The 13,143-nt window shown below is 41.9% G+C and carries 10 protein-coding genes and 3 pseudogenes; 9 read left to right on the top strand and 4 right to left on the bottom strand.

Features of this window, described 5'->3' with window-relative positions:
* The 3 genes from AC3RV5_RS16445 (at nt 1) to AC3RV5_RS16435 (ending at nt 2,890) form a co-directional block, all read left to right on the top strand.
* Complete coding sequence (locus tag AC3RV5_RS16445; RefSeq protein ID WP_489728676.1) at nt 1-435, top strand: hypothetical protein; 435 nt, start codon at nt 1-3, stop codon at nt 433-435.
* A gap of 68 nt (nt 436-503) precedes the next feature.
* Nucleotides 504-2,210: a hypothetical protein gene (locus AC3RV5_RS16440; protein ID WP_489728675.1), complete on the top strand. Its 1,707-nt coding sequence runs from the start codon at nt 504-506 to the stop codon at nt 2,208-2,210.
* A 2-nt stretch (nt 2,211-2,212) separates the two neighbouring features.
* Nucleotides 2,213-2,890: a hypothetical protein gene (locus tag AC3RV5_RS16435; RefSeq protein ID WP_489728674.1), complete on the top strand. Its 678-nt coding sequence runs from the start codon at nt 2,213-2,215 to the stop codon at nt 2,888-2,890.
* A gap of 290 nt (nt 2,891-3,180) precedes the next feature.
* Here AC3RV5_RS16435 and AC3RV5_RS16430 read toward each other — a convergent pair.
* The 3 genes and pseudogenes from AC3RV5_RS16430 to AC3RV5_RS16420 all read right to left on the bottom strand — a co-directional run.
* Nucleotides 3,181-3,600: pseudogene (locus AC3RV5_RS16430) on the bottom strand (IS110 family transposase); the annotation flags it as partial.
* Between the two features lie 962 nt (nt 3,601-4,562).
* A pseudogene (locus AC3RV5_RS16425) lies at nt 4,563-5,588 on the bottom strand (IS110 family RNA-guided transposase).
* Between the two features lie 475 nt (nt 5,589-6,063).
* On the bottom strand, nt 6,064-6,795 hold the full coding sequence (locus tag AC3RV5_RS16420; protein ID WP_489728673.1) for a helix-turn-helix transcriptional regulator: 732 nt from the start codon (nt 6,793-6,795) through the stop codon (nt 6,064-6,066).
* Between the two features lie 122 nt (nt 6,796-6,917).
* Here AC3RV5_RS16420 and AC3RV5_RS16415 point away from each other — a divergent pair, with 122 nt between their 5' ends.
* Nucleotides 6,918-7,313, top strand: coding sequence for a VOC family protein (locus AC3RV5_RS16415; RefSeq protein ID WP_489728672.1), 396 nt, complete (start codon nt 6,918-6,920; stop codon nt 7,311-7,313).
* Nucleotides 7,314-7,740: 427 nt separating this feature from the next.
* The gene (locus AC3RV5_RS16410) at nt 7,741-8,925 is read left to right on the top strand and encodes an acetyl-CoA C-acetyltransferase (RefSeq protein ID WP_489728671.1); all 1,185 of its coding nucleotides are present in this window, start codon (nt 7,741-7,743) and stop codon (nt 8,923-8,925) included.
* A 306-nt stretch (nt 8,926-9,231) separates the two neighbouring features.
* On the opposite strand, the gene AC3RV5_RS16405 is transcribed toward AC3RV5_RS16410, so the two are convergent.
* Complete coding sequence (locus tag AC3RV5_RS16405; protein WP_489728670.1) at nt 9,232-9,678, bottom strand: IS110 family transposase; 447 nt, start codon at nt 9,676-9,678, stop codon at nt 9,232-9,234.
* A gap of 160 nt (nt 9,679-9,838) precedes the next feature.
* Between AC3RV5_RS16405 and AC3RV5_RS16400 the strand changes: the two are divergent.
* The 4 genes and pseudogenes from AC3RV5_RS16400 to phaR form a co-directional block, all read left to right on the top strand.
* Nucleotides 9,839-10,178, top strand: a pseudogene (locus AC3RV5_RS16400) (transposase); the annotation flags it as partial.
* A gap of 199 nt (nt 10,179-10,377) precedes the next feature.
* Nucleotides 10,378-10,617 carry a hypothetical protein gene (locus AC3RV5_RS16395; protein WP_489728669.1) on the top strand — a complete coding sequence of 80 codons (240 nt, stop codon included), beginning with the start codon at nt 10,378-10,380 and terminating at the stop codon, nt 10,615-10,617.
* A 63-nt stretch (nt 10,618-10,680) separates the two neighbouring features.
* A complete protein-coding gene (locus tag AC3RV5_RS16390) occupies nt 10,681-12,498 on the top strand; it encodes a PHA/PHB synthase family protein (protein WP_489728668.1) in 1,818 nt (605 codons plus the stop codon).
* A gap of 116 nt (nt 12,499-12,614) precedes the next feature.
* The gene (gene phaR / locus AC3RV5_RS16385; protein ID WP_489728667.1) at nt 12,615-13,055 is read left to right on the top strand and encodes a polyhydroxyalkanoate synthesis repressor PhaR; all 441 of its coding nucleotides are present in this window, start codon (nt 12,615-12,617) and stop codon (nt 13,053-13,055) included.
* Nucleotides 13,056-13,143: the final 88 nt, after the last annotated feature.

Genomic DNA, 13,143 nt, shown 5'->3' with positions numbered 1-13,143 from the left:
GTGACATGTAATACACTACCCCCTAATGGTTATTATATAACGGATTACGAAAAAGAAATCCGTGAAATATGTCACTTTCTTGAAAAGGAAGGAATGTATTATAAGCTTGATAACGAGTTTAAAATCACTTATCGATCTAATGAATTAATTATTGAAATTATATTTGAACGTTATGGTGAGACAGTTTGGATTGATTACTTATTGCCATGTATAAGTAGTGGGAATACTAGCGATTCTTGGGAAAGGTATAGTATTGGTTGGACTATAGTGGAGTATTTGGGTGGAAAGTTAAAGGAAGAGTATTTACCAAGTAAAATGCATAAATTAGAAAAAGTAAAGAATTGTTTGAAATTTTTCAAAGATTATAAATTCTTGCTAATGGATCGAAAACTTGCTAATGAACTCAAAGAAAAATACGAAAGGTTAGAAATTTAATTTAAGGTGGCACAGCAGACATTACTGTACAAGGTAATACCCAGCTCACCGGGGCGCTGATTGCCAATGTGGACGCACAGGGCAACGACTTAGGCCAACTCAATTTAAGCACCGATAGCCTGACCTACACCAACCTCAGCAACACCGACTACAGCAGCGAACAAAGCATGGGGCTGAGCACCAGTGTCGGCGTGAGTGACTCTGCCAACCCCAACGACCCAAATCAAAGCAACACCGACCTGGCACTCAACAGCACTAACCTTGGTTACAGCAACACCAACAGCCAAAGCCTGGATAAAACGCTAGCCACGATTGGCCAAGGTAATATCAGTGTAGGCAACGAGCAAGACAGCACTGACCTGGAAGGATTAAACCGCGATACCGCTAACCTTGATAAAGAGATATATGACGTAGATCGCCAGCAAGGGAATATTGAGCTGACGGTTGACCATAGGTTGTTATCCAAGGAAGGGTGGGCACAGATTGCGCAAGATGCTGAGAAAGTCGCAGAAGTAACCATTGCAGTAAAGCGTGAAATACAAACCTGGGGCGACCAGGCACCCGCCGCCATACAGGCTGTGCTGCCTGAAATAGAAGCCATCATCGACCAAGCCATTTTGGACGGTAAGGATGTGGATGAGGTGTTGCAGGTGATGCGCACAGGCAGAGTTAAAGAATCCATAGCGGCCTTCGCGCCTTTGGCTGAACTGGCAAAGTCTGATCCACAAGCATTAAAAGCCCAGTTAGCACAGGGGCTGGAAGTCAAATTTATTACCGACGAACAAGGCGAAAATCACATCACCATTACAGGTAGCGGGGAGGTCGCCGCAGTTACTCAGGTGGTGGATGGTGTTAATAGTCTGATGAAAATCATTGATTCTGCGCCAGATGAAATAGCTACAGTCACCAATATGGTGTTAGTTGCTGCAGGTGGCGCGGCCTCTATTGTGACCGAGGTCGTGATGGAGATCTTGGCACAAACAGAGGCAGGGCAGGCGGTGCTTGCTACGTTAGATGACAGTATGACGACGCTGGGTAACCACGTCGGTACTGTTGCAGCAGGCAGTGAAAATATTGATGAGTTCACCGACGATCTTACTGCCGAGCAACGCTACGGCGGCAGCGACTTTTTTGACAGCATGCAAGGCGGTGGTGAGGGTGTCGTCAAGTTGGCGGGCTTGTTGATTGGACTGAAAGGCGCCAAAGGGAAGGGTGGGAGTGGTTCTAATGATGGTAGTGAAGTTGGTGCAAATGATTTTACGAAAACAAACCCACAATCAGTTCCTGATAGTGTAACTCGAAGTGACAATGATTTTTCCGCGACGACAAACTATCAGCATAAGAAAAAATCTTACCTTGATGGGGATGGTAATTTAACGCCAGCTAATCCTGATGGGAACATTACTATTCAGCAACATGTAAGAGGCGCCGATCCCACGAAAGGTAATAGTCAATATACATCAACCACTGCGGTTGATGATGTTGCTACAGTACCAAAGGATTACGGCAACAACACTATTGAAATTGATACTCAACGTTTGCAGCAAGATATTAATACGGGCAAAGTGCAAGATGTTGAAATAATATCTCCACAGCTTGTTCAAACAGAATTACATAAGAAAATAAATGAAGCTCAAGCACGGTATGATGCTAACCCTTCACAAAAAAATATTGATAAACTTGATGATGCCAAACGTGACTTTCACCATGCTGTAAGAGATAACGAGTGCTTAATTAAGGGGTGTGTTCCTAGTGAATATATTAAAGGAGGTTAGTAATGGTGACTTTACAAAAGTTAATGGGACAGGAAGTGTATGACTTACTTTATACACATTATGACCACAGCGGTGAACTCATTGAGGATATGGCGGATGTGTTTTATTGTGATGAAAAGGATATTTCTCAAGACCGTATCCTCAAGTTAGAAGCTTTATTGATACCGATTACTGATGCTAGAAGTTCCCAAATCTCCATTGAAGCAGCTAAATTATTAGCCGCTTGGGGTTCTGAGAAAGCAGTTGATTATTTTGAAGTATGCATTGATCAACGTATAGACCGCTTAGGTAACTTAGATCCTCACAGGTTGCATACATGTTACGATACAACGTTTGAAAGAGTGGCTGATTCGCTATTTCAGTACCATGTAAGATACACAGAAAGAGACTACATTAAATTCAAAACTTATAATGGTCCTTTGGGTGAAAAAGCTAGAAAGCGCATTAATATTCCTTTAGTAAAAATCATTAAGTTATCTAAAGAGCTCGTATTGGATATTGAGACACTGAGCAATAAAATAAGGTCGAGAGGGTGGGTTGAATATTTACCGGTTTTTAAAAGGTGTTATTTAGACTTTATCCAGAGGCCTGAAAATGATCTCAATAGAAAATGGAATTTAGATGTGTTAGAGGAACTACTACGGGAATGGGAACCAGAGTTTTTAACCAATATTAAATAGTTACCACGAGAACATAAAAATCATCATAACAATTATCAAGACATATATGGACACTCCCGTGATGTCAACTCAGCCGTGCTCTGTTCATGCTGCGCAGCAGCATGAAGTCTTGTTTCTTTTCTTGTTCCAGCTCGCCTAATCGTGTGAAGTTAAGTCTAAAAGTGGCTTAGTTCTGACATATATTCAGGCTCTTAATAGGAATAGGTTTATTATTCCAGGCCTCTGATGAACTCCGTACCGGGTACCGCGTACCTTATCGCCTTTTTATTCACTCATGCGGATTGTTATATCCGTGCCTTGTCCGGTGACCGCGTCATGGCTTTGATGAGACATTCACGAACACGATGCAAGCAGGATATTTCTTGTTGATGCTCTGATTTAACCGGCACAAACCGAATATGTGCCCGTTGACTGGCTTCCGCTATAGCAAATGCATCATTATGATCATTCTTATTTCCACGTACAAAAGGCGTGACATGCTGCGCTGGGATAAGCTTCACATCATGACCGAGTTTGCTTAACTCTCTGCCCCAATAATGTGATGAATAACAGGCTTCCATTACCACCACAGTCGGCGATTGCTGGCGCATAAAATCAAGTAACTCATTGCGTTTAAGCTTCTTATTAAACTGCGGCTTTATGTGCTCATTCACGCCACATACTTGGAATACATTCTTTGCCAAATCGATACTAATTGTTTTAAACTTCATGGTGGACACTCCCTATGTAAATAGTTTGGTTAACACTACTATTTTGGCGCATTGACGCCGTATTAGGGAGTGTCCATCTCATCACCCATGTTAATTTCGCCTGTTTCTTGAACCTTGATAATCAGGTTAGTCGTGATATCAGCTAGTTAATTTTTACTTTTTTACAATGGGTGTCTTGTTAATTTTTTTGTTAATTTTTGCTACGGAACAGCAACCAGAATTTATTGTGACAGTGAAAGATTCAAATACGGGGACTAACTTACCTGTCGTAAGCGTAGCTTAAAGACCGTCTTATAAATATCCGCGTGGTACAGCACAATAATATCTTTGATAATTGTTCGAGGATATTATGCGCCGACAACGCCGAACAAAAGATGAGTGGGAAATCATACTTGCTGCCCAGCAAGATAGCGATTTAACTGCGCCTGAATATTGTGTAAAGCACAATATCCATCTTCAAACCTTTCACGCACGTAAATGCGATATTAATAAAAAAATAGCTCAAATAAAATTACAAAGACATATATGGACACTCCCGCTATGTCAACACAGCCGTGATCTTTTCATGCTGCGCAGCAGCATGAAGTCTTGTTTCTTTTCTTGTTCCAGCTCGTCTAATCGTGTGAAGTTAAGTCTAAAAGTGGCTTAGTTCTGACATATATTCAGGCTCTTAATAGGAATAGGTTTATTATTCCAGGCCTCTGATGAACTCCGTACCGGGTACCGCGTACCTTATCGCCTTTTTATTCACCCATACGGATTGTTATATCCGTGCCTTGTCCGGTGACCGCGTCATGGCTTTGATGAGGTAGGGTAGACCGTTTTCTTCATCATGTGTCGACTAAGCTGGTTGGGTAAAAAAGTGTTATCCCGTGTCTAACCTTCCACAACATCCATACAGGCTTGGAGCCTTTATCTTCACCGGATTTGAACCAGACCGGGATAACGTAAACTGTCTCATCTCATGCGCTCGCCTGCGCAGGCATAGCGCGATAAGATTCCTGGCGAGTGAGTAATATCCAGATCAACCGAGCGAGGCGGTGGGCGACTGCTACCGCCACTTTATTAAATGGTTTGGTTGCCCTAAGCTTGGTCGCTCATAACGCTAAAGGATCAGCGCTTTTAGCGGCTCGACTTACCACGGCTCTGGCACCGTGTATCAGTTGTTTGCGTAAGTAACGATCTCCCCGTTTGGTGATGCCGCCCATTTTACTGATATCTCCTGAGGCGTGTTGTTTGGGCGTGAGCCCTAACCATACAGCAAATTCTTTGGGGTTATTAAAGGCCTGGCCTTTGTCGATAGCCGCTAAAAAAGCCGAAGCATTCAGATAGCCAATACCGGGGATGCTGAGTAATATTTTACCGCTTTGGGACTCATCTACAAAGTGGCGTAACTGTTGTTCAATACGCTGGAGACGGTTACGTATATCTTGATATTCATTGCGCATCTCGTCCATCATGTTTTGCAATCTGGCGCTGTATTGTGGGTGATCAATCACCCTGGCCAGGCCGGTTAACAGAGACTTGTGGCCACAAGGTGACACCACGCCAAATTCACTGAGTAAGCCACGTATTTGATTGCTCAATGCGGTTTTATTCTTGATTAAACGCTCTCGAATGCGATGTAAACACAACACTTCTTGTTGATATTCTGATTTAACCGGCACAAACCGAATATGTGCCCGTTGACTGGCTTCCGCTATGGCAAAGGCATCATTGTGGTCATTCTTATTTCCACGTACAAAAGGCGTGACATGCTGCGCTGGGATAAGCTTCACATCATGACCGAGTTTGCTTAACTCTCTGCCCCAATAATGTGATGAATAACAGGCTTCCATTACCACCACAGTCGGCGATTGCTGGCGCATAAAATCAAGTAATTCATTGCGTTTAAGCTTCTTATTAAACTGCGGTTTTATGTACTCATTCACGCCACATACTTGGAATACATTCTTTGCCAAATCGATACTAATTGTTTTAAACTTCATGGTGGACACTCCTTATGTAAATAGTTTGGTTAACACTACTATTTTGGCGCATTGACGCCGTATTAGGGAGTGTCCATCTCATCACCCATGTTAATTTCGCCTGTTTCTTGAACCTTGATAATCAGGTTAGTCATGATATCAGCTAGTTAATTTTTACTTTTTTACAATGGGTGTCTTGTTAATTTCCCACGGTCTACTATTGATTAACTTAAGTTCTTCGAGCAGTTGAAGTGCCTCTTCAAAAAACAAAATTTACCAGGACGGCGATTGATAATTTTGTCTGTTTTTTGAAGCCTAGATTCTAAAATGAAGCGCACCACTAAGTTCATCATAGACTTCATTTGGCGTTTGACTATTCAATTTAGTTACAGTGGATGTCTCTGTATTTAATAATGTTTAAGGTGAATTTTTTAAACAGGATGTCCAGTGTCAGAATCTTACCCTTGTGACCACGGAGAATCGTTTAGAGCCAAAGCTAGCCACTTGACCGTGAGCAATCGCTATTAGCATTACTAGATGCGTCTTCCTCTTCTTTCACTAGCTTGAGATAAGTAGATAGACTCTTTTCTTTTTCATCTTTATAGCGGGTATCAAGTCTTGTAAATTCAGATATCCTATCAAGACGAAAATTTCTAAATGCTCTTCGTAGCTCACACCAACCGGCCAGCAACCAAATCGGACTAAACGATATGAGGGCGAGAGGTCGAATGACGCGCTGAGTTTGTTGTTCGTTAAGGTCTAAATACGTAAAGCTGACTACGGACTTGCGTCTAATGCACTCTCTTACTTCAGTGAAATTTACCTCCCATGGAATCTTGTAACGACTAGGTGCAGAAAACGTACTGATCTGATGAAGTTCGTTTATTAACGGCGCGGGCAATGTAGCCTGAATTTTTCGATATGCGCTTTGTGCTTTTTCCGCGAATTTTTCATCGGTCCAATTACTTACCATGCCAATACCTAACGCTATCGCCTCTAATTCATCCACGTCGAACATAATCGGCGGCAAATGATATTTTTTATCTATTACGTAACCTACACCTGCTTCACCTAAAATAGGTACACCTGAATCAATCAGATCTTGGATATCGCGATAAATGGTTCTGTGGCTAACTTCAAATGTCTCAGCCAATGTATGCGCTGTAACAGCTTGATGCATTCTTCTTAAGTGATGAACAATATCGTTTAGTCTCTCGGCTTTGCGCATATGTGATTACTTCATCTCTTTGAATGTCTGTTTTTATTATATGCAAACACTACTGACATTAACTGTCAGTAGTCAATGGCTACTATGAGGTTGCGTTAATTAATAACTTACAGGAGAACGCAATGATTGGATACGTAACGATAGGAACTGCAGATTTAGCTAAATCAGGCGCTTTTTACGATGCCTTGCTTGGCACCATAGGTGCAACACGGTTCATGGAAGAGCCCAACTACTTTATTGCTTGGGCGAAAGCGCCAGGCGAACCGTCACTTGGCGTAACATTGCCATTTAATAAAGAGCCTGCAACGGTAGGCAATGGCACGATGGTTGCTATTGCACTTGAAAACCAAGAACAGGTAAACGCCTTCTATAATAAAGCACTCGAGTTAGGTGGTACATGTGAAGGTGAAGTGGGTTTTCGTCCTCAAGACGCTGAGTCAGGCTTTTATGCGGGTTATTTTAGAGACTTAGATGGCAATAAGCTGAATGCGTTTTGTATAGTGGGCGAGGCCGGTTAATCATGTAACTAGTGTTGTGTAAACCTTCCGAAATTTGGGAGGTTTTCGTTACAGTCTCCAAAAGCCCTGAATATTGCTGGCCCAATTTACCGGACAGCCATGATAATCTTGTCTGTTTTTTGAAGGCCAGATTCAATTTAGTTACAATAGGTGTCTCTATATTTGTCTTTTTTTTCTTGTTCGAGATCGACTATTTCACAGGGCGCGTTATTGAAGTTGATGGTGGTTTACATCTGTAAGCTAGTTTTACCGTTATGCACTAAGATTAAATTGGGGGTGCGGTTGGCTACTGCCATTACCGTCGAGCCGCGTGTCAAAAGCCACAAGATAATACCCGCTCGAATCAACAATTTTTAAAGATATAATTTTGACGAAGGTGTAAATTATTTAACGCTGAATCTTAAATAAACTAAAAGGAAATAAAATTATGAGCCAAGACATCGTAATCGTTGCAGCTGGCCGTACCGCAGTCGGCAATTTCAATGGAAGCCTAGCTTCTGTTCCAGCATCAAGATTGGGAGCAATCGTCATCAAAGACTTACTTAAGCAGACTGGTATTGACCCTGCAAGTATTGACGAAGTGATTATGGGAAACGTATTGACCGCTGGGTTAGGGCAAAATCCTGCCCGACAGGCTGTTATCGAAGCTGGACTTCCGGAATCAGTACCCGCTATGACCATCAATAAAGTGTGTGGTAGTGGTTTAAAGTCGGTGGTACTTGCTTATCAGGCAATCGCATGTGGAGATGCCGATATCGTAATTGCAGGAGGACAGGAAAATATGACTGCTGCACCTCACGTTTTACCACACTCAAGAAGCGGCCAGAAGATGATGGACTGGACTATGAAAGATTCTATGATCACGGATGGTCTTTGGGATGTATTCAATGATTACCATATGGGTAATACTGCAGAGAACATCGCGAACAAATACGGTTTTACACGTGAAGAGCAAGATGCATTCGCCGCCGGTTCACAGCAAAAAGCGGAAGCTGCACAAAAAGCGGGCAAGTTCAAGGATGAAATTATTCCTGTTGAAATTCCACAACGCCGTGGCGATCCGCTTGTATTTGCTGAAGACGAATTTCCTCGTCACGGAACAACGGCAGAAAGCCTAAGTAAATTACGCGCTGCTTTTAAAAAAGATGGAACTGTTACCGCAGGTAATGCTTCGGGTATTAACGATGGTGCAGCAGCGGTAATCGTCATGACGCGTGCTAACGCTGAGAAGCTTGGTCTAGAGCCACTTGCTAAAATTGTAGCAAGCGCATCAACCGGTGTTGATCCTAAAATTATGGGAACTGGTCCTATTTCGGCAAGTCAAAAGTGCTTGAAGAAAGCTAATTGGACAGTAGATGAACTTGACCTTATTGAAGCGAATGAAGCATTTGCTGCACAAGCAATGTCAGTAAACACAGACCTGAAGTGGGACTTAAGCAAAATCAATGTTAACGGCGGCGCAGTTGCTATTGGACACCCAATCGGTGCTTCTGGAGCACGCATACTCGTTACATTACTGCATGAAATGAAGCGTGCAGATGCAAAAAAAGGGCTAGCAACTTTATGCATCGGTGGCGGTATGGGAATTGCCCTGGCACTAGAGCGCGCATAATAAGAAGGGTCACTACAAGTAGGTTTGCCTGAACAAAATACTATTACATTAATAAATTTTTTGATGGTATGGGGAATTTAACGAATTTACCTGGACATATATGGGCACTCCCGTGATGTCAACACAGCCTTGCTCTTTTCATGCTGCTCAGCAGCATGAAGTCTTATTTCTTTCTTGTTCCAGCCTGTCTATAAATTGTTATCGGTCTAAAAGTGGCTTAGTTTTGACATGTATTCAGGCTCTTAATAGAAATAGCTTTGTTATTTCAGGCCTCTGATGAACCGGGTACCGCGTACCTTCTCGTCTTTAATATTCAGCCATGCGGATTATTATCCGTGCCTTGTCCGGTGACCGCGTCATGGCTTTGATGAGACATTCACGAACACGATGCAAGCAGGAAATTTCTTGCTGATGCTCTGATTTGACCGACACAAAGCGAATATGGGCTGGTTGACTCGCTTCTGTTATAACAAAAGCATCATTAGGGGCATTCTTATTTCCACGTACAAAAGGCGTGACATGTTGTGTTGGAATAAGCTTCACGTCCTGTCCGAGTTTGCTTAACTCTCTTCCCCAATAGTGTGATGAATAACAAGCTTCCATCACCACCCTGGTCGGTGATTGCTGGCGCATAAAATCACCCGGCTCATTGCGTTTAAGTTTCTTATTAAACTGCGGCTTTATGTGCTCATTCACGTCACATGCTTGAAAGACATTTTTTGCCAAATCGATACTAATTGTTTTAAACTTCATGGTGGACACTCCTTATGTAAATAGTCTGGTTAACACTACTGTTTTTGGCGCATTGACGCCTATTAAGAAGTGTCCATCTCATCAGTCATGATAGTTTTGTCTGTTTTTTAAACTGTTCTATACTTATCAGGTGTTTCACATTTTGTCAGGTAGGTGGGTTATGCCTCAGCCTAGCAAAAGCCAAGTCAGTTTAATTGGTACGCCTTATTACCATTGTGTGTCCCGCTGCGTAAGGCGTTCGTTCTTATGTGGTGTGGGTAAATATTTTGGTCAAAGCTACGAGCATCGCCGGGGATGGGTAGAAGACCGATTGTTATTTTTATCGACCCTATTTGCTATTGATAGCGCGGCTACCGTATTTGTGCTTACGCGGTAATGAGCAACCATACCCATGTAGTGGTGCATGTCGATAAAGCCATAGCCGGCAGTTGGGATACCGATGGGTATTAACTCGTTATCACAAATTACACAAGGGCACACTGTTAACCCATAAATTTGTAAAGGTGGCTCAGACCTGACATCTATTTTCCCCTAAAATAAAATCTATAAAAAATGTGATGTAATACAGACTCATGTCAAAAAAACTATGGGAAGAGTCGAAAACGATAGACATTGCTTAGACTGCAACATAGGCTAAAATTCCACCAACTACAAAATGCGCAATATTCGTTTATATCACGGTATTTTGGAGAAAATCCTATGAAAGTAAAAATTGAATTGGAATTAAGCCCCGCCGAGGCCCGCGAAATCTTCGGTCTACCTGATTTTAGTCAGTTACATTCGACGATAACCAAGGATCTAGCAGAAAAATGTGCGCAAGATCCACAAAAAGCCTTTGAAACATTTATCAAACCTTCAATAGAAAGCGGAGTAACAGGCTTTACGGCCTATCAAAAAATGATGGAAGGCTTCTTGAAAGGCCAGAATAAAGCTGAGTAACAAAAAATATGATCATTCATAACGACCAGTTACCGCAGCGAAAACGTCACAATGGAGAATGAAATGGGTACGGATGAGAGTAAATTTTTAGCATACATTGAGAAGTATGCAATCGTATTTAATGCTTTGGCTAAAGAGATGTTGACGAGAACAAACAAAACAGCAGGAGGCGCAGGTGCATCAGTATCCGGCATGTTCGATCCGCAAAAATTAGCATCGCTGTTAAATGGTGAGATTAAATTTGATTCGAATAAACTCATTCAACAGCAAATGCAATACATGCAGAAACAAACCGATTTATGGCAACAAGCCTCTAAAGCAATGATGGGCCAGAATCTGTCTGCCCATGCAGAAACGGCAGATTCAGAGGTGACAAAACCTAAAGCTAAATCCGACGATCGCCGATTTTCACATAGTTATTGGGAGCAGAACCCAGTATTCCGCTACATAAAAGAATCTTATTTAATGAATTCTGACATGCTCAGCAATATGATTGATGCTATTGAATTCAGTGATGAAAAAGCAGCAAAGCGAGCCAAGTTTTTTACTCGCCAATATGTTAATTCGCTTGCGCCAACGAACTTTATCTTAACCAATCCTGAAGTTTACGAGGAAGTTATTAACAGTAAAGGCGAAAACTTAGTCAAAGGCATGCAAAATTTTCTTGAGGACTTAGAAAAGAGTCCTTTGGAAGCTTTTAAAATACGTCACTCCGATAGCAGTGCCTTTCAGCTTGGTGAAAACTTGGCGAATACCTCCGGAAAGGTAATCTTTCAAAATGAACTCATCCAGCTTATTCATTACACTCCCACTCAAGAGAAGCACTATCAAATACCCGTTTTGATAACGCCACCTTTCATCAACAAATACTATGTTCTTGATTTGGACGAAAAGAAGTCGATGGTGCGCGAGTTGCTAAATTCGGGGTATTGCGTGTTTATGATTTCTTGGGTTAACCCAATGTCCGAATTAGCAGATTATGATTTCTCGGATTACATGCACAAAGGCCCCTTAGCCGCTATTGAGCAAATAAAAGCGATAACTAAACAACAGAAAATCAATCTAACCGGATTTTGTGTTGGTGGTACGTTATTGTCAATGACAGCTGCCTATTTGAGAGCGATGGGGGATGAGTCTATTGCGTCGCTTACTTTGTTAACCACATTATTAGACTTTAGTGAACCGGGCGAAATTGGCAATTATTTATCGGAAGATATGCTACCGATAATTGAAAAAAACGCTGAAACTAACGGTGTTTTCGACGGGCGGATTATAGGTATGAGCTTTAGTATGCTGCGCGAAAACAGCTTATTTTGGTCGTTTTTTATCGACAACTACCTAAAAGGTAAAGACCCGGCGCCATTTGATATCCTCTATTGGAATAGCGACGCAACCAATATCCCATCAGCTTGCTTTAAGCAGTATTTACGCATCACCTATTTGGAAAATAAGTTAATAGAATCTGGTGCCGTGGTTATCAATGGTGTGTCAATTGATTTGGCTAATATTGATATGCCAACCTACTTTTTGTCCACCCTCGCCGATCACATCGTACTATGGCAAAGTGCTTATGAAGGAACCAAAATTGTTTCAGGCGATTGCCGCTTTGTATTAGCGGGCTCGGGGCATTTAGCGGGCGTCATCAATCCTACAAAAGGCGGTAAGTATCCGCACTGGATAAATGACGAACTACCTGATTCAGCGCAAGACTGGTTAGACGGCGCAAAAGAACACAAGGGTTCTTGGTGGCCAGATTGGCATCAGTGGCTGCAAGCCACATCAGGCAACAAAATTAAGGCGTTACAACCGGGTAAAAATAAACAGTATCCAGCCATTATGGACGCCCCTGGCGACTATGTGCTCAAACGCTTAGATGAGTAACAACACAACATTGCCTCAAACCCATGTAATTTTTGATACACTAAGCTAACCGGGCTCTTAAATGGGCCTTTTATTTTGCACAGTGATTTGCTGTTTACGACTTCCCAGAGGTTACCTTGGTCATCATCAAAAAATATCCGAATCGTCGTTTGTACGACAGTTCACAAAGTAAGTACGTTAATTTAGATTTTATTAAAACACTGATAAATGACCGGATTGAATTCAAAATAGTGGATTCGAAAACCGATGCAGACATTACCAAGTCGGTACTCTTGCAAATTATTAGTGAGTCGGAAACCAATGAACAACAATCGCTTTTAACTGATTCCTTGTTGAAACAACTTATTCGGTTTTACGACAGTGATATGGAAGTGTTTGTTAGGCAGTATCTCGAGCAAAGCATTGTTGAGTTCATAGCACAGCAAGATAAAGTGCAAGGATTAATGAAAAATATGGTCGACAACAGCCCAATTGGTATGTATTCAAAGATTATTGAGCAAAACATGTCAGCTTGGAACATAAATCCTCTAAACAAAAAAGACAGTAAAAACAAATAATTAACTGCTCCCCGGCTCAAATACCTTAATTCACATCAAAAAATGCTGCGATGCAGCAAAATAAGCCTTGATCTTCTCTACAGTTCGT

This window comes from Paraglaciecola sp. IT1134 (assembly GCF_058068185.1).
The sequence above is the reverse complement of the archived record's forward strand: the minus strand, read 5'-3'. Positions and strand labels throughout refer to the sequence as shown.

Excerpts from the sequence above, each read along its gene's own strand:
- AC3RV5_RS16435 (WP_489728674.1), top strand. The coding sequence starts at position 2,213 with ATGGTGACTTTACAAAAGTTAATGGGACAGGAAGTGTATGACTTACTT.
- AC3RV5_RS16420 (WP_489728673.1), bottom strand. The coding sequence starts at position 6,795 with ATGCGCAAAGCCGAGAGACTAAACGATATTGTTCATCACTTAAGAAGA.
- AC3RV5_RS16415 (WP_489728672.1), top strand. The coding sequence starts at position 6,918 with ATGATTGGATACGTAACGATAGGAACTGCAGATTTAGCTAAATCAGGC.
- AC3RV5_RS16410 (WP_489728671.1), top strand. The coding sequence starts at position 7,741 with ATGAGCCAAGACATCGTAATCGTTGCAGCTGGCCGTACCGCAGTCGGC.
- AC3RV5_RS16405 (WP_489728670.1), bottom strand. The coding sequence starts at position 9,678 with ATGAAGTTTAAAACAATTAGTATCGATTTGGCAAAAAATGTCTTTCAA.
- AC3RV5_RS16395 (WP_489728669.1), top strand. The coding sequence starts at position 10,378 with ATGAAAGTAAAAATTGAATTGGAATTAAGCCCCGCCGAGGCCCGCGAA.
- AC3RV5_RS16390 (WP_489728668.1), top strand. The coding sequence starts at position 10,681 with ATGGGTACGGATGAGAGTAAATTTTTAGCATACATTGAGAAGTATGCA.